Source organism: Rhizobium sp. AN80A (assembly GCF_030053015.1).
GTDB classification, from domain to species: Bacteria; Pseudomonadota; Alphaproteobacteria; order Rhizobiales; family Rhizobiaceae; genus Rhizobium; species Rhizobium metallidurans.
In genome coordinates, this window is the sequence record NZ_JASJPX010000003.1 from 1,336,503 (window position 1) to 1,352,399 (window position 15,897).

A 15,897-nucleotide genomic window follows, 5' to 3' on the forward strand; every position below is an offset into this window, starting at 1 on the left:
ATTCCAAACCAAAGGACAGTCACTTGGCCAACAAGTCGGTCGATCATGCTTTCACGGCGACGAGCCTCAACTCGGCGGCAACGGATCCGACATTTGCGGGAGCGCTGTCCTTCATGCGCCGGCGCTTCACCAAGGATCTGACCGGCGCCGATGTCGTGGTCTGGGGCGTTCCCTTCGATGCCGCGACCTCCAACCGGCCGGGTACGCGTTTCGGGCCGCAGGCGATCCGGCGGGCTTCGGCGATCTTCGACAACGATCCGCAATATCCCTTCAATCGCGATCTCTTCGCCGAGATGGCCGTCATCGACTACGGAGATTGCCTGCTCGATTACGGCAACCACCAGGAGACGCCAGCTGCGATCGAGCGACAGGCGAAGACGATCGTCGATACGGGCGCCTTCATGCTGACGCTGGGCGGCGACCATTACGTGACCTGGCCGATCCTCAAGGCGCATGCCGCCAAGCACGGTCCGCTGGCGCTGGTGCAGTTCGACGCGCATCAGGACACCTGGTTCGACGACAACAAGCGGATCGACCACGGTTCCTTTGTGGCGCGCGCGGTTCGCGACGGCATCATCGATCCCGATCGCTCCATCCAGATCGGCATCCGCACGCATGCGCCCGACGATTTCGGCATCAATATTCTCTACGGCCATCAGGTCGAGGAGATGAGTGCTTCCGAGATCGCCTCGACGATCATCTCGCACACCAAGGGTGCGCCCAGCTATCTGACCTTCGACATCGATTGCCTGGACCCGGCCTATGCGCCCGGCACCGGCACGCCGGTTTCCGGTGGCCCGTCCAGTGCCAAGATCCTCTCGGTGCTGCAGCGGCTGCACCAGCTCGATATCCGCGGCGCCGACGTAGTCGAGGTGTCGCCCGCCTACGACCATGCCGACATCACCGCCATTGCCGGGGCGACGGTCGCGATGTATATGCTGGGGCTGCACGCCGAACGACGCGCGACAGCGTCACACGGCTGACTCATCCATCTTCCAAAATGATTCCGGACTTCTTTCTAACCTATTGAAAGTGTGAGCAAGACAATGGCACCGAAGATCTTCATCGATGGCGAACACGGCACGACGGGCCTGCAGATCCGCACGCGCATGGCCGGCCGCCGCGATGTCGAGCTTCTGTCCATTCCGGAAGCGGAGCGCCGCAATGCCGCGATCCGCGAGGATATGCTGAACAGCGCCGATATCGCCATCCTCTGCCTGCCCGACGATGCGTCGAAGGAAGCCGTGCAGATGGTCTCGGCCAACAACAATGTCCGCGTCATCGACACCTCGACCGCCTATCGCGTCGACCCATCCTGGGCCTATGGCTTCGCCGAGATGGACAAGGAGCAGGCGGCCAAGATCAGTTCGGCGCGCTTCGTCGCCAATCCCGGCTGCTATCCGACCGGCGCGATCGGGCTGATGCGGCCGCTGCGCGCAGCGGGCATTCTGTCGGACGGCTATCCCGTCACCGTGAACGCGGTCTCGGGCTATACCGGCGGCGGCAAGCAGATGATCGCGCAGATGGAAGACCAGAGCCGTGACGACGCAATCAGCGCGCCGCACTTCCTCTACGGCCTGACGCTGACGCACAAGCATGTGCCCGAGATGAAGATCCACGGCCTGCTCGACCGCGCGCCGATCTTCGCGCCATCGGTCGGCAAGTTCGCGCAGGGCATGATCGTGCAGGTTCCGCTGCACCTCGACATGTTGGCCTCAGGCACGACGCTGGAGAGCATTCATACGGCACTGACGGCCCACTATGCCGGCCAGGATATCGTCACGGTCGTTCCGCTCGCTGACAGCGGCAAGATGGCGCGCGTCGATGCCGTCGAACTTGCCGGCAAGGACACGATGAAACTCTTCGTATTCGGCACGCCTGGTGGTTCGCAGGTCAATCTCGTCGCCCTGCTCGACAATCTCGGCAAGGGTGCCTCGGGTGCAGCCGTACAGAACATGGACCTGATGCTGGCCTCCTGAGCGAGGCCGGGCTTTCATGTCGCTTTCCGGTAGTGTGGCCGATATCGGTGCGTGGCTCGCCGCCGCGCTGCCGGATCATGGGCTTTACAAGCTGATCGCCATTGCCTGCATTGCCGGGCTCGCCCGTGGCTTTTCCGGCTTCGGGGCGGCGCTGATCTTTATTCCGCTCGGTGGCGCCATCATCGGGCCGAAGCTGATCTCGCCGGTGTTGCTTGTCATCGACGGGCTGGCGACACTGGGGATGATCCCGCCGGCATGGAAGCGGGCGAACCGGCGCGAGGTGTTCACCATGGCTGCCGGTGCGATGCTCGGCGTTCCCGCGGGAACCGCCGTGCTGACGCTGATGGACCCGCTGCTCTTGCGCTGGTCGATCACTGTCATCGCGCTGCTACTGCTTGCGCTGTTGGTCTCGGGCTGGCGCTATCATGGGGAACCGCATTCCTATCTCGGCACCGCTGTCGGGCTGGTGGCCGGATTGTTCAGCGGTGCCGCCCAACTCGGCGGGCCGCCCGTCGTTGCCTACTGGCTCGGCGGAAAGACGGAGTTCACCAAGGTTCGCTCCAACATCATCATCTACTTCGCGATCTCGACCTGTTTCAGCGTCGCCAGCTATTATGCCGGCGGGCTGTTCGTCGATACCGTCTTCGCGCTGACGCTGGTCATCCTGCCGAGCTACACGATCGGCCTGTTTCTCGGTTCCAGGCTTTTCGGCTTCGCCAAGGAGAGCACCTTCCGGATCATCTGCTACGGGCTGATCGGTGCCTCCGCCTTGCTCGGCATGCCTGTTCTCGACGGCCTACTGCGCTAAAGCGGATGGCGGGCGGGCGTGGCCGGCTTTGACACCAGCGCTTCGCCCGGACCATGGACCGCCGCGAATAGCAGGCCAGCGAGGAAGGTGAAGTGGTCGATGAAAAAGCCGAACTCCGCCTGATTACCGGCCCAACGGCCAGGCCCATGGAACGACACAGCGAGAAAGATGACGTAGACCCCCGCCACCAGCGCTGCCGGCGAAAAGAAGATGCCGGTCAGGAAGGCGAGCGCCAGCCCCAGCTCGAAGAAGGCCGCGACCCAGGCGAGAAAGAGCGGGAACGGAAATCCGGCGGCGGCGATGTAGGCGGCCGTCGCCTGCATATCCATGAACTTGAAGCTCAGCGCCATGATGAACACGCCGGCGAAGATCAGCCTTGCGACCAGAATTGCGATTGTCCTGCCCATATCTCTCTCCCTGTGCCGATAGCGGCCCTATCCTTGAACGCTCCGCAGCGCGATTGCGCCGCCTTATGATGCAAGGACGAATGATTGGGCACGCTCCCGACATGCCCTCGCACAATCTCCTCTCGTGCCCTGCCATTTTGATTCAAGTGCTTCGCAAGTCGAGTCCGGAACGCGACGCAAGCCGTTGATTTCGGATTCCATTCCGCGATCGGTCGCGTTCATGGACCGACGCGGTCTTTATGAGATTTCTATTTGCCACCGGGGGCGCGCGAATGGATTTCATACGCTGTGCGGCCGTAGGCTCTGATCGAAATTCAGAGGTAAACGCCATGCGAGACTCCCTATTTCCCCACCCTCCAGCCAGTCGCCCCCGACGCCCCGTGGTCAAGCGACAGATGCGCGAGAAGCGCACGGCGCACGTGCTGATCATCTTCGGTCTGGTGCTTGCCGCCGTCGAGATCTACGTCATCTGGGGCAGTATCTGACACGACCATGCGGATGGACACACGACTACGACTGGGAACAGCGATCACGGCGCTGGTCACGCCATTCAGCAACGACCGGCTCGACCTTGCCATGCTCGAGCGACTGGCGGAGCGGCAGATCAACTCCGGCATCGACGGACTGGCCGTCTGCACCGTCACCGGCGAAGGGCCGACGCTGTCGTCGACCGAGAGGGCGGCGATTATCCGCACCTGCGTCAGGGTGGCGGCCGGGCGGGTGCCCGTCATCGCCGCGACAGGCACCAATGCCACATCGACCACGATCGCGCTGACCCTGGAAGCGCGGGAGCTTGGAGCCGATGCCGCGCTCGTCACCGTGCCCTATTATTCGAAACCGGGGCAGAAGGGAATCGTCCACCATTTCGAGCAGGTGGCGGCGGCGAGCGATCTGCCTGTCATTATCGATGACAGCCCGTCGCGCTGCGCCAGCAGCCTGGCACCTGAAAGCCTTGAGGCGCTGGCGCGTATCGAGAGCATCCTCGGCGTCGTCCATTCGAGCGGTGCGGCGACCCGGCTTGCGCCGCATCTGCGCCGGCGCTTTGTCTCCCTGTCATCCGATGACGGCAGCGCGCTTTCGTTTCTCGCTTGCGGCGGAGACGGCATGCTGTCGTCAGGCGCGAATGTCGAGCCGCGCCTGTTTGCTTCGCTTCATCGCTCAGCGAAGGCGGGCAACATGGCGGCGGCCCCAGCGCTGCGTGACCGTCTGCAACCGCTCATCCGTGCGCTTGCCGAAGACGGCTCGCCGGCTCCCGTCAAATACGCACTGCATGTGCTGCTTGGCACGTCCTCTGATGTCCGCCTGCCGATGGCCGGCCTCGACGCCAGCGAAAAAGCGGCGATCTTCGCTGCCCTGACGGGGCTCGCGGAGAGTCGTCACCAAGCGCGGGCGATCTAAGCCGCACCACTCCAACCATAGCCGCGATCACCCAACATGAAAGGAACAATCATGCCCTCCTCCAACGCGCGCGCCCTCGCCGCGACCACGCATCCCGAGCCCCTGCCGCGCTTTACCATCGGTCGGAGCAAGGGCGGCGGATGGGTGGTTCAGGATCGCGAGGGGCGCGTCGGCGGTCTGTTTATCAGCGAGAGCGCCGCATTGCATTTCGCCTCCGACGAATGCGATCACGACGCGACGCAGATCGCGATCACCCGCACGCGTACTCTGCTGCCTTTCGGTCGGCCCGACGGCGGGGAACATGTGCACTGACGAGACATAACCCACTTCAGCGGGTGCGCGCGACGGCGTTCCCGCAGGCGTTGGCGAACGCTTCCTTAACCGCCGTTTCGTATCATCCGGCTCCTCCGTCACGCCGAGCCGACACGATGCCGAACAAGCCGAACTTCCGCTTCACTCATTACGATCTCAAGGAGCAGCGCGCCGGGACGGTGATCGAGGTGACCTTGAACGCGGTCGCCAATGTCCGGTTGATGACGTCGCCGAACTATCAACGCTTCACGGAAGTGCTCGATTTCAAATATGTCGGCGGCGTCGCGCGCAAATCGCCGATCCGCGTGCCGATCCCCGACAGCGGCCACTGGCATCTCGTGGTCGACATGGAAGGCCATCACGGCCTTGCGGAGTCGTCGGTCAAGATCGTCGCCGCTCCGTCCGGACAAACGCGCGCGTCTTGATCAGCGCTGATTGCGCTCTTTCCTGAGTTTCGACCACCATTCAAGCCGCTTGCGGATATCGCGCTCGAAGCCACGCTCGGGCGGATCGTAGAAGGTCTGGCGGCCCATCTTTTCCGGAAAATAATCCTGGCCCGAGAAGGCGTCGGGCTCGTCGTGGTCGTAGCGGTAGCCTTCGTTGTAGCCCTCATCCTTCATCAGCTTGGTCGGCGCGTTGAGGATGTGCTTGGGCGGCAGCAGCGAGCCGTTTTGCTTGGCGGCCATGGTGGCGGCCTTGAAGGCGGTGTAGACGGCGTTCGATTTCGGCGCGGTGGCGAGGTAGACGCAGGCCTGCGCCAACGCCAGCTCTCCCTCGGGAGAACCTAGATAATCGTAAGCGTCCTTGGCGGCGTTGCAGATGACAAGCGCCTGCGGATCGGCAAGGCCGATATCCTCGACCGCCATGCGCACCAGCCGGCGTCCAAGATAGAGCGGGTCCTCGCCGGCGTCGAACATGCGGGCCAGATAGTAGAGCGCCGCGTCAGGGTCGGAGCCGCGCACGGACTTGTGCAGGGCCGAGATCAGATTGTAGTGGCCGTCCTGGGCCTTGTCATAGACCGGCGCGCGGCGCTGGACGATCTTGGTCAGTCCCTCGGTGTCGAAGATCTCGTCGCGACGGGCGGCGCGCCAGACTTCCTCCGCCAAGGTCAGCACCGCGCGGCCATCGCCATCGGCCATGCGCAAAAGGCTGACGCGGGCTTCCGGCGTGAGCGGCAGCTCCCTGCCCTCGATCGCCTCGGCGCGGCTCAGGAGCTCGGCCAGGCTCTGATCGTCATGCGACTTGAACGTCAGCACGCGGGCACGCGACAAAAGAGCGGCGTTGAGCTCGAAGGACGGGTTCTCGGTGGTGGCGCCGACGAGGATGACGGTGCCGTCTTCCATCACAGGCAGGAAGCTATCCTGCTGGGCGCGGTTGAAGCGATGGATCTCGTCTACGAAAAGAAGCGTCTGGCGGCCGTCCATACGGCGCAGCCGGGCTGCTTCGAAGACTTTCTTGAGATCGGCGACGCCGGAAAAGATCGCCGAGATCTGTTCGAAGGCAAGACCCGCCTCGCCCGACAGCAGCCGCGCGACGGTGGTCTTGCCGGTTCCGGGCGGTCCCCAGAAGATCATCGATCCCAACGAGCCGCTTTCGATCATTCGCTTGAGAACACCGTCTTCACCTGTCAGGTGGTCCTGACCGGTGACGTCGGCGATGGTCTGCGGGCGAAGCCGATCCGCGAGCGGTCGCCTGTTGGCGACCTCCGGCGGAATGCGCGGCGCGAAGAGATCGTTGCTCATCGGAAGAACTGCCGGATGCGCTGGCCGTTGCGTTCGATCTCCACACGCCAGAAGCTCGGATTCTGGGCAGCGACGGTGGCGAGTTCCTTGGTGGTCTTCACATCCGAACTGTTGATGGAAACGATGATGTCCTTGGGTTCGAAACCAAGTTGCTGGGCCACGGAGCCAGCCTTCACTTCCGATACCACGACACCGGTGCTCTCGCTTGGCATGCGCAGCTCATCGGCCACGCGCGGCGAAAGGTTTTCGACGACGGCGCCGGTGAAGGGCGAGCGGCCGCCGATCGTGCGCTGATCGCGCGGCGTCGTCTCGGGTGCCTGGCCGAGCGTGATCGTCACACTCTCCTGCTTGCCGTTGTCGGTGATGGCGAGATCGACCGCCTTGCCGAGGCCGGCCGTGGTCAGGCGGTAAAGCAGCGCATCGGGATGCTCCACCGCAACGCCGTTGACGGCGGTGATGACTTCGCCCGGCTTCAGGCCGGCCTTTGCAGCCGGGCCGCCTTCCGTGACCTTGACCACGATGGCACCGCGCGCCTTGCCGAGACCGAGCGCATCGGCGACGTCGGAGGTCACCGCATCGAAGGTTGCGCCGACATAGGGGCGCTCGAAGGTCTTCACGCCCGCATCGGCGGAAGCGAGGAATACCTTCACGAGATTGGCGGGGATGGCGAAGCCGATGCCGTTGGAGCCGCCGCCGCGTGAGAAGATGGCGGTGTTGATACCGATCAGTTCGCCCTTCATGTTCATCAGCGCGCCGCCGGAATTGCCGGGATTGATCGAGGCATCGGTCTGGATGAAGAAGCCGAACTCGTTCTTCACGACCTGGTTACGCGCGAGAGCCGAGACGATGCCAGACGTCACCGTCTGACCAACCCCGAACGGATTGCCGATGGCAAGCACGAGGTCGCCGACTTCAACGGCATCGGAGTTGCCGATCGGAAGCGCCGGGAAGGTCTCCTTCGTGTCGACCTTCAGGACGGCGAGATCCAGCCGATCGTCCGTCAGAATGACCTTGCTGGCAAACTCGCGGCCATCCGAAAGCGCGATCTTGATATCGTCGGCGCCCGCGATCACGTGGTTGTTGGTGACGATGGTGCCGTTGGCCTCGACGATGACACCGGAGCCGAGCGAGGACTGCTTCTCGGTACGGTTCGGCATCTGCTGACCGAAGAACTGCTCGAAGAAGGGGTCGCCCGCGAAAGGCGACTGACGGCGGACAGTCTTTTCCGCGTAGACGTTCACCACCGCGCCCGCTGTCTGCTTGACGAGCGGTGCAAAGGACAGCTGCATATCCATCTGGCTCTGCGGCACGGTCTTGACCGTCCCAGCATTGGCCGTTTGGGCATTGGCGTTGATCGGCAGTGCAAGCACCAGAGCAAGCAGCGGCAAAGACGCGCGCTTCAACAGGTCGTGCATAAGAATCCCTTCTTGAAATCGTCGTGAGAGAACGTTGTAGTGCCGGACGCTAGAAAGGAAAGAGGGCAGAAGCATGGAAGATTGAGGCGGGCAGATTGATGCGGGACACACTTGCCAAACAGAGTCAGGAACGACAGGCATGCAACTGATATCAAAGGCCAAACTCTGGGCGAAATCACTGAAGCGTGACGTGGTCGCGCTGTGGCTTGCCGCGCGCGACAGGCGCGTGCCCTGGTACGCCAAGGCGGTGGCGGGCGGCATTGCCGCCTACGCGCTGTCGCCGATCGACCTGATCCCGGATTTCATTCCCGTGCTCGGCTATCTCGACGATCTCGTGATCGTGCCGCTCGGCATCCTGCTTGCCGTCAGGCTGGTCCCGCCCAATGTCATGGCGGAGCTGCGGATGGACGCCGCGGCGCGCCTGGAACGGCCGTCCGGTCGCGCCGCGTTGGTCGTCATCCTTGCCATCTGGCTCTGCTGCATCATCTTCGTCGGCATGGCATTCTTGAGAGCCAGCTAGACCGGACAGGAACCCACTGCATGACGCGATATCGCCAGCCCCTCCTCTTCACCGCCACAGCGCTTCTTCTTTCCACCGCGGGATGAGCCATGCGGCAAGCTTCGACTGCGAGGCCAAGGAGCTGAAGCCGGACGAGAAGGCGATCTGCGACAACCGCGTGCTCAACGACGCGGATGTGAAGATGGTGACAACCTTCGACCTGTTATCGGGCCTGCTCGCCATGGGCTCGCGCGGCACGATGCAGGACGAGCAGACGGCATGGCTGAAAAAGCGCCAGGCGTGCGCCGCAGACGTCGCCTGCATCCAGGCAGCCTACGACGAGCGGCTGAAGCAGCTGGCGGAAAGCTACAAAAACATAAACCGGCCGCTTTGAGGCGACCGGTTTACTGGAGCAACTGACTTTTAATCAGCAGGTTCAGCGATCGCCAAGATCGCGAACGGCGCCACGGTCGGCGCTGGTGGCGAAGGCGGCGTAGGCCTTCAGCGCGGTCGTGACGTTGCGCTTGCGCTTTTCGGCCGGCTGCCAGCCCTTGGCGTCCTGATCGGCACGGCGGGCCGCCAGTTCCTGGTCGTCGACGCGCAGGCTGATCGTGCGGTTCGGAATGTCGATGTCGATCATGTCGCCTTCGCGGACGAGACCGATGGTGCCGCCATTTGCCGCTTCCGGAGAGGCGTGGCCGATTGACAGACCCGAGGTACCGCCGGAGAAGCGGCCGTCGGTGATCAGCGCGCAAGCCTTTCCGAGACCCTTCGACTTCAGGTAGCTCGTCGGATAGAGCATTTCCTGCATGCCGGGGCCGCCCTTCGGGCCTTCATAGCGAATGACCACGACGTCGCCGGCGACGACTTCGTTCGCCAGGATCGCCTTCACGGCCGCGTCCTGGCTTTCGTAGACCTTGGCCGGGCCGGAGAACTTCAGGATCGATTCATCGACACCAGCCGTCTTCACGATGCAGCCGTCGAGCGCGAGGTTGCCCTTCAGAACGGCAAGGCCGCCATCCTTGGAGAAGGGATGCTGGGCATCGCGGATGACGCCGGTTTCGCGGTCGAGGTCGAGTTCCTCCCAACGCGAGCTCTGGCTGAAGGCGACCTGTGTCGGAACACCACCCGGGGCGGCGCTGAAGAGATCGAAGGCGGCCTTGTTATCGGTGACCGCGACATCCCACTGCGCCAGTGCTTCACGCATGGTCGGCGCGTGGACCGTCGGAAGATCGACATTCAAAAGGCCAGCACGGTCGAGCTCACCAAGAATGGCCATGATGCCGCCGGCACGGTGAACGTCTTCCATGTGAACGTCGGCCTTGGCCGGCGCGACCTTCGACAGGCAGGGAACACGACGCGACAGGCGATCGATATCGTCCATGGTGAAATCGATCTCGCCCTCATGCGCCGCCGCAAGAATGTGCAGGACGGTATTGGTCGATCCGCCCATGGCGATATCGAGCGCCATGGCGTTCTCGAACGCACCCTTGCTGGCGATGGTGCGCGGCAGAGCGGTCAGATCGTCCTGTTCGTAATAACGGCGGGCGAGATCGACAACGCGGCGACCGGCCTCAAGGAAGAGTTCCTTGCGGTCGGAATGGGTGGCCAATGTCGAGCCGTTTCCGGGCAGCGACAGACCGAGCGCCTCGGTCAGACAGTTCATCGAGTTCGCCGTGAACATGCCGGAGCAGGAACCGCAGGTCGGGCAAGCCGAGCGCTCGATGACGGCGACGTCCTCGTCGCTGATCTTGTCGTCGGCAGCGGCGACCATGGCATCCACGAGGTCGAGCGCGACCTTCTTGCCGTTCAGCACGACCTTGCCGGCTTCCATCGGGCCACCGGAGACGAAGACCGTCGGGATATTCAGGCGCAGCGACGCCATCAGCATGCCAGGGGTGATCTTGTCGCAGTTGGAGATGCAGACCATGGCATCGGCGCAGTGAGCGTTGACCATGTATTCGACGCTGTCGGCGATCAGCTCGCGCGAGGGCAGCGAATAGAGCATGCCATCATGGCCCATGGCGATACCGTCGTCGACGGCGATCGTGTTGAACTCCTTGGCGACGCCACCGGCCGCCTCGATCTCGCGGGCGACGAGCTGGCCGAGGTCCTTCAGGTGGACGTGACCCGGCACGAACTGGGTGAAGGAGTTGACCACCGCGATGATCGGCTTGCCGAAATCCGGATCCTTCATGCCCGTGGCGCGCCAAAGGCCGCGCGCGCCCGCCATGTTGCGGCCGTGGGTCGTGGTTCTCGAACGATAAGCTGGCATTGGCGTTTTCCTCACAACATCGGAAGTCTTCGGCGAAACAGACCGCGCCTTGAAGATACGGATCCACTCTCGCTGCTTTTTGGAATTGTCCTAATCCAAAGAGTATAAACTGTCACTACCGGGAAAGGCAAAAACGGTACTCCTCGGTACGCCTCCGGATAGCGTCGAGGGACGGATGGGACGCCCATCTGACGAATACGGGATCGGAGCGCGTTTTGTTACAGGCTCGGGCGACGATTTCGCTACACAAAAAGTTGGCTTCCCGGCCGGCCGCATGAAGGCGTAAACAGTGATCCGAAACGAGCTTGAATGCGTTCAAGTTCAATGCCGAGCCTGTTGCTCAGGAGGATGCCATGCCCGTCTATCGCCCCCCCAAGATCGCCGCTTCGGAGATTACCCCGCGTCAGGTCTATCTCGGTCGCCGTGAATTCCTCGGCGCCGCCGCGATCGGTGCCGTCGGCCTGCTGGGTGCGGGCAATGCCGGCGCGGCCGCGCTCTCGGCCGTAGAGAGCAAGTACAAGGTCGACGAGAAGCCGACCCCGGTCAAGGATGTGACGACCTACAACAACTTCTACGAATTCGGCCTCGACAAGGGTGATCCGGTGGCGCTGTCCGGCGACTTCAAGCCCCTGCCCTGGACGATCAAGGTCGACGGCATGGTCAACAAGCCGGGCACGTTCGATCTCGACGCGCTGATGAAGGAATTCCCGATCGAAAGCCGCACCTATCGCATGCGTTGCGTGGAGGCGTGGTCGATGGTCATTCCGTGGGACGGCTTTCCGCTGGCCTCGCTGCTGAGCAAGGTCGAGCCGCTCGGAAGCGCCAAGTATGTCGCCTTCGAAACCGTGGTGCGCCCGGAGGAGATGCCGGGGCAGAAGGGTATCTTCCAATCGCTCGAGTGGCCCTATGTCGAGGGGCTGCGGCTCGACGAAGCCAACCATCCGCTGACGCTGCTCGCCGTCGGGCTCTATGGAGAGACATTGCCCAACCAGAACGGCGCGCCGATCCGGCTGGTGGTTCCGTGGAAATATGGCTTCAAGGGCATCAAGTCGATCGTTCGGATCACGCTCACCGACAAGGAGCCGAAGAACACCTGGCAGATCACCAATCCGCAGGAATACGGCTTCTACGCCAACGTCAATCCGGCCGTCGATCATCCACGCTGGAGCCAGGCGACCGAGCGGCGGATCGGAGAGAGCGGCTTCTTCGGCGCCAGCCGCCGTCCGACGCTGCCGTTCAACGGGTATGCGGACGAGGTGGCAAGCCTCTACGCAGGCATGGACCTGAAGGCGAACTTCTGATGGCGGCGTTGTCGTTCAGCCTGCCGAAACGATGGCATTCGGCTTCCGTCTGGCTGCTATACGTCGTCGGGCTGCTACCTGCCGCCTGGACATTCTATCTGGGCGCAAGCGACCAGTTGGGCGCCGATCCGGTCAAGACCTTCGAGCTGTTCCTCGGCCTGTGGGCGCTGCGCTTCCTGATCCTGACGCTCGCCGTCTCCCCTGCCCGAGACCTGCTCGGCTGGAACTATCTGCGCTATCGCCGGGCGCTCGGGCTTTTGTGTTTCTACTACGTCGTCATGCATTTCGCCGTCTACATGGTGCTCGATCAGGCGCTGGACGTGTCGGCTGTCATCGACGATGTGATGAAGCGGCCCTTCATCATGTTCGGCATGGCCGGGCTTGTGCTGTTGGTGCCGCTGGCTGTCACCTCCAACAACCTGTCGATCCGGAAGCTCGGATCGAAATGGAACTGGCTACACAAGCTGATCTACATCATCGCCGCCTGTGGCGCGGTGCACTTCGCGCTGTCGACAAAGCTTCTGGATCTCGAGCAATATGTCTATGTCGGGCTGATCATCCTGATGATCCTTTATCGCTCGTATAGGCCGATTGCGCGCAGTCGCAAGCGAGGACGAAACGGGCAAGGCGGCAGAACGCGTCCGGCCCAGGCTGCCGGCTGAACTCTTGTTTGAGAGCGTGAAGGCTGGCAGACTACTCGAATGGAAGCAGCGTCGCCTCTATATATCTACCGTGACCCTCACTTCGCCCCGGCTGGCGACACAGTCGTTGCCGCGGCGCCGCTTGACGTCGTCGTAGACGCCTACGGCGACGGCGGGCTTGTCGGCGAGGCTGGCTTGAGCGCCGCGTTTGGTGGCGCGATCGTCTTCAAGAACGACCTGACGGGCGCCTGCTTTCTCGGCATATGGGGAAAGCGCAATGCTGCGCGTTTCAAGGCGACGCTAGAGGCGTATGGCGATGTCGAGGTCATAGAAGGCGCACCGCCTGCGCGGCTCCAGCACTTCGGCAAGACTGGCGACCGGCCGAAGCGAACTCGATGACAGATCAATACCACAAACGAAAACAGCCGGGCTTTTCAGCCCGGCTGTCTTGCTTCCGGCGAACCGGAAAAAATCAAGCGGCTTCAGCAGCAGCTGCTTCGGCTTCAACGCGAGCCTTGTCGGCTGCGCCCTTGGCGAAGGTGTCGCGGTCAACGAATTCGATGACGGCGAGAGCGGCGTTGTCGCCCTGGCGGAAGCCGGCCTTCATGATACGCAGGTAACCGCCGTTGCGGGTTGCGTAGCGCGAAGCGATCGTGTCGAAGAGCTTCGAAACGACAGCGGCGTCGCGGATCTGCGAGATCGCCTGACGACGAGCGTGCAGGTCGCCGCGCTTGCCGAGGGTTACGAGCTTTTCAACGATCGGACGGATTTCCTTTGCCTTCGGCAGGGTGGTCACGATCTGCTCATGGGTGATGAGCGAAGCCGCCATGTTGGCAAACATTGCCTTGCGGTGGCTAGCGGTTCTATTCAGCTTGCGGCCGGCTTTACCGTGGCGCATTGCTATTCTCCTTCACATGCAGGCATCTCGCCCGCCGTTTGATGGTTAGTATTGGTCTTCGTAACGCTTGGCGAGATCTTCGATGTTCTCGGGCGGCCATGCCGGCACTTCCATGCCGAGGTGCAGGCCCATGGAAGCGAGAACTTCCTTGATTTCGTTCAGCGACTTGCGACCAAAATTCGGCGTGCGGAGCATTTCTGCTTCGGTCTTCTGAATGAGGTCGCCGATGTAGACGATGTTGTCGTTCTTCAGGCAGTTTGCCGAGCGAACAGACAGTTCGAGTTCGTCCACCTTCTTGAGGAGCGCCGGGTTGAAAGCGAGTTCGGTGACTGCTTCTTCTTCGGTTTCCTTCTGCGGCTCGTCGAAGTTGACGAACACGCCAAGCTGATCCTGCAGGATGCGAGCCGCGAAAGCGACGGCATCTTCGCCGGAGATCGAGCCATCGGTTTCGATGGTCATGTTCAGCTTGTCGTAGTCGAGAACCTGTCCTTCGCGGGTATTTTCAACCTTGTAGGACACCTTCTTGACCGGCGAATAGAGGCTGTCGACCGGGATGAGACCGATCGGAGCATCTTCCGCACGATTGCGATCGGCCGGAACATAGCCCTTGCCGTTGTTGACGGTGAATTCCATGCGGATTTCGGCGCCCTCGTCGAGCGTGCAGATCACATGCTCGGGGTTGAGGATTTCGATATCGCCGACCGTCTGGATGTCGCCAGCCGTTACAACGCCCGGACCCTGCTTACGCACGACCATGCGCTTTGCGTCGTCGCCATCCATCTTGATGGCGATTTCCTTGATGTTCAGGACGATGTCGGTGACATCTTCACGAACGCCAGGGATCGACGAGAATTCATGCAGCACGCCATCGATCTGCACGGCCGTCACTGCGGCACCGCGCAGCGAGGACAGCAGAACGCGGCGAAGCGCGTTGCCGAGGGTGAGGCCGAAACCGCGCTCCAGCGGCTCTGCTACGAGCGTCGCCTTGGTGCGCGAGCTCGAAGAGAACTCGACCTTGTTCGGCTTGATCAATTCCTGCCAGTTTTTCTGAATCATATTTTTGCCTTCCGTTCGTTGCCACCATCCAATCGTGACAACCGAGCTTGAGAAGCATCGGGAGCGAGGATCCGCTCACCGATGTTGTGAATGGCGATGATCAGACGCGGCGCTTCTTGCGCGGGCGGCAACCATTGTGCGGGATCGGCGTCACGTCGCGGATGGACGTGATCATGAAACCAGCAGCTTGGAGGGCGCGCAGAGCGGATTCACGACCCGAACCCGGACCGCAAACTTCAACTTCCAGCGACTTCATGCCGTGTTCCTGGGCCTTCTTGGCGCAGTCTTCAGCAGCGATCTGAGCGGCGAACGGGGTCGACTTGCGCGAGCCCTTGAAGCCCTTGGCGCCAGCAGACGACCAGGCAATGGCGTTGCCCTGTGCGTCGGTGATCGTGATCATCGTGTTGTTGAAGGTCGAGTTGACGTGAGCGACGCCCGACGAAATGTTTTTACGTTCGCGACGGCGAACGCGTACGGCTTCCTTGGCCATTTGTATCCCTTTCTTGGATCTCTGCACCGCCGTAATACCAGCGGCTACACCGGAACGAGACCTTGCGGCCCTGCCCGAAACTCAAAAGAGGCCGGCGCAGACCGCCAGCCCCCTCACCTCCGGTTTCCCGGAAATTACTTCTTCTTACCAGCGATCGCCTTTGCCGGGCCCTTGCGGGTACGAGCATTGGTGTGCGTGCGCTGACCGCGGACCGGAAGGCCACGGCGATGACGCAGGCCGCGGTAGCAGCCGAGGTCCATCAGACGCTTGATGTTCATCGAGGTCTCGCGACGCAGGTCACCTTCGACCTGGTAATCGCGGTCGATGGTTTCGCGGATCTGCAGGACTTCAGCGTCAGTGAGCTGATTCACGCGACGATCAGCAGGAATACCGACCTTCTCGACGATTTCCTGTGCGAATTTCGGACCGATCCCGTGAATGTACGTCAGCGCGATTACAACGCGCTTTGCGGTCGGGATGTTGACGCCAGCGATACGTGCCACGCCTATTCTCCTTGCGTTCCAGTTGCCATCCGGCAAGTGGTGTCTCGTTACACGGCCTTGAAAGGCCGCAATTACAATTCAGGTTCTCAACAAGTCAAAACGATCGAACCCGGAATTCCTATCGGAAGTCCGCGCCGATCGCATCAGATATCGCGAGTTGGCGCGGTGTTTAA

The 15,897-nt window shown here is 62.2% G+C and carries 19 protein-coding genes; 11 read left to right on the forward strand and 8 right to left on the reverse strand.

The genetic code is table 11. The annotated features are described in order from the left end of the window. Positions 1–23: 23 nt before the first annotated feature. The 3 genes from speB (at position 24) to P3R82_RS18155 (ending at position 2,787) form a co-directional block, all read left to right on the forward strand. Complete coding sequence (speB, locus tag P3R82_RS18145) at positions 24–983, forward strand: agmatinase (RefSeq protein ID WP_283194816.1); 960 nt, start codon at positions 24–26, stop codon at positions 981–983. A 63-nt stretch (positions 984–1,046) separates the two neighbouring features. Continuing rightward, a complete protein-coding gene (gene argC / locus P3R82_RS18150; protein ID WP_283194817.1) occupies positions 1,047–1,979 on the forward strand; it encodes an N-acetyl-gamma-glutamyl-phosphate reductase in 933 nt (310 codons plus the stop codon). 16 nt (positions 1,980–1,995) lie between these two features. Beyond that, positions 1,996–2,787 carry a sulfite exporter TauE/SafE family protein gene (locus tag P3R82_RS18155; RefSeq protein WP_283194818.1) on the forward strand — a complete coding sequence of 264 codons (792 nt, stop codon included), beginning with the start codon at positions 1,996–1,998 and terminating at the stop codon, positions 2,785–2,787. Here P3R82_RS18155 and P3R82_RS18160 read toward each other — a convergent pair. Further along, entirely contained in the window at positions 2,784–3,194 is a 411-nt protein-coding gene (locus tag P3R82_RS18160; RefSeq protein ID WP_283194819.1) for a DoxX family protein, read from the reverse strand. The two genes, P3R82_RS18155 and P3R82_RS18160, sit on opposite strands and share 4 nt — an antisense overlap. A 498-nt stretch (positions 3,195–3,692) precedes the next feature. Here P3R82_RS18160 and dapA point away from each other — a divergent pair, with 498 nt between their 5' ends. The 3 genes from dapA (at position 3,693) to P3R82_RS18175 (ending at position 5,329) form a co-directional block, all read left to right on the forward strand. After that, positions 3,693–4,592 carry a 4-hydroxy-tetrahydrodipicolinate synthase gene (gene dapA / locus P3R82_RS18165; protein ID WP_283194820.1) on the forward strand — a complete coding sequence of 300 codons (900 nt, stop codon included), beginning with the start codon at positions 3,693–3,695 and terminating at the stop codon, positions 4,590–4,592. Between the two features lie 51 nt (positions 4,593–4,643). Further along, complete coding sequence (locus tag P3R82_RS18170; protein WP_283194821.1) at positions 4,644–4,904, forward strand: hypothetical protein; 261 nt, start codon at positions 4,644–4,646, stop codon at positions 4,902–4,904. A 116-nt stretch (positions 4,905–5,020) separates the two neighbouring features. After that, positions 5,021–5,329, forward strand: coding sequence for a DUF1883 domain-containing protein (locus P3R82_RS18175; RefSeq protein ID WP_183899656.1), 309 nt, complete (start codon positions 5,021–5,023; stop codon positions 5,327–5,329). Here the strand turns inward: P3R82_RS18175 and P3R82_RS18180 are convergent, their stop codons facing one another. Then, entirely contained in the window at positions 5,330–6,646 is a 1,317-nt protein-coding gene (locus P3R82_RS18180) for a replication-associated recombination protein A (protein WP_183899655.1), read from the reverse strand. Then, on the reverse strand, positions 6,643–8,061 hold the full coding sequence (locus P3R82_RS18185) for a DegQ family serine endoprotease (protein WP_283194822.1): 1,419 nt from the start codon (positions 8,059–8,061) through the stop codon (positions 6,643–6,645). Before P3R82_RS18185 ends, P3R82_RS18180 begins: the two co-directional genes overlap by 4 nt. A 139-nt stretch (positions 8,062–8,200) precedes the next feature. Between P3R82_RS18185 and P3R82_RS18190 the strand changes: the two genes are divergently transcribed. Continuing rightward, positions 8,201–8,581 carry a YkvA family protein gene (locus tag P3R82_RS18190; protein WP_283194823.1) on the forward strand — a complete coding sequence of 127 codons (381 nt, stop codon included), beginning with the start codon at positions 8,201–8,203 and terminating at the stop codon, positions 8,579–8,581. Positions 8,582–8,663: 82 nt separating this feature from the next. Next, positions 8,664–8,954, forward strand: coding sequence for a hypothetical protein (locus P3R82_RS18195; protein WP_246400149.1), 291 nt, complete (start codon positions 8,664–8,666; stop codon positions 8,952–8,954). Positions 8,955–8,996: 42 nt separating this feature from the next. Here the strand turns inward: P3R82_RS18195 and ilvD are convergent, their stop codons facing one another. Beyond that, positions 8,997–10,835, reverse strand: a complete 1,839-nt coding sequence (gene ilvD / locus P3R82_RS18200; protein WP_283194824.1) for a dihydroxy-acid dehydratase — start codon at positions 10,833–10,835, stop codon at positions 8,997–8,999. A gap of 353 nt (positions 10,836–11,188) precedes the next feature. Here ilvD and msrP point away from each other — a divergent pair, with 353 nt between their 5' ends. The 3 genes from msrP to P3R82_RS18215 are packed head-to-tail and all read left to right on the forward strand — an operon-like array spanning position 11,189 to position 13,176. Then, the gene (gene msrP / locus P3R82_RS18205) at positions 11,189–12,136 is read left to right on the forward strand and encodes a protein-methionine-sulfoxide reductase catalytic subunit MsrP (protein ID WP_183899650.1); all 948 of its coding nucleotides are present in this window, start codon (positions 11,189–11,191) and stop codon (positions 12,134–12,136) included. Next, the gene (gene msrQ / locus P3R82_RS18210) at positions 12,136–12,798 is read left to right on the forward strand and encodes a protein-methionine-sulfoxide reductase heme-binding subunit MsrQ (RefSeq protein WP_283194825.1); all 663 of its coding nucleotides are present in this window, start codon (positions 12,136–12,138) and stop codon (positions 12,796–12,798) included. The genes msrP and msrQ overlap by 1 nt, the downstream gene beginning before the upstream one ends. Before the next feature lie 39 nt (positions 12,799–12,837). After that, positions 12,838–13,176, forward strand: a complete 339-nt coding sequence (locus tag P3R82_RS18215) for a hypothetical protein (protein ID WP_283194826.1) — start codon at positions 12,838–12,840, stop codon at positions 13,174–13,176. A gap of 73 nt (positions 13,177–13,249) precedes the next feature. On the opposite strand, the gene rplQ is transcribed toward P3R82_RS18215, so the two are convergent. The 4 genes from rplQ to rpsM all read right to left on the reverse strand — a co-directional run bounded on the left by rplQ (position 13,250) and on the right by rpsM (position 15,724). Further along, positions 13,250–13,675 carry a 50S ribosomal protein L17 gene (gene rplQ / locus P3R82_RS18220; protein WP_018900257.1) on the reverse strand — a complete coding sequence of 142 codons (426 nt, stop codon included), beginning with the start codon at positions 13,673–13,675 and terminating at the stop codon, positions 13,250–13,252. A 45-nt stretch (positions 13,676–13,720) separates the two neighbouring features. Beyond that, the gene (locus P3R82_RS18225) at positions 13,721–14,731 is read right to left on the reverse strand and encodes a DNA-directed RNA polymerase subunit alpha (protein ID WP_007787729.1); all 1,011 of its coding nucleotides are present in this window, start codon (positions 14,729–14,731) and stop codon (positions 13,721–13,723) included. A gap of 100 nt (positions 14,732–14,831) precedes the next feature. Beyond that, the gene (gene rpsK / locus P3R82_RS18230; RefSeq protein WP_003547577.1) at positions 14,832–15,221 is read right to left on the reverse strand and encodes a 30S ribosomal protein S11; all 390 of its coding nucleotides are present in this window, start codon (positions 15,219–15,221) and stop codon (positions 14,832–14,834) included. A 134-nt stretch (positions 15,222–15,355) separates the two neighbouring features. Beyond that, positions 15,356–15,724, reverse strand: a complete 369-nt coding sequence (gene rpsM, locus P3R82_RS18235) for a 30S ribosomal protein S13 (RefSeq protein WP_183899648.1) — start codon at positions 15,722–15,724, stop codon at positions 15,356–15,358. Positions 15,725–15,897: the final 173 nt, after the last annotated feature.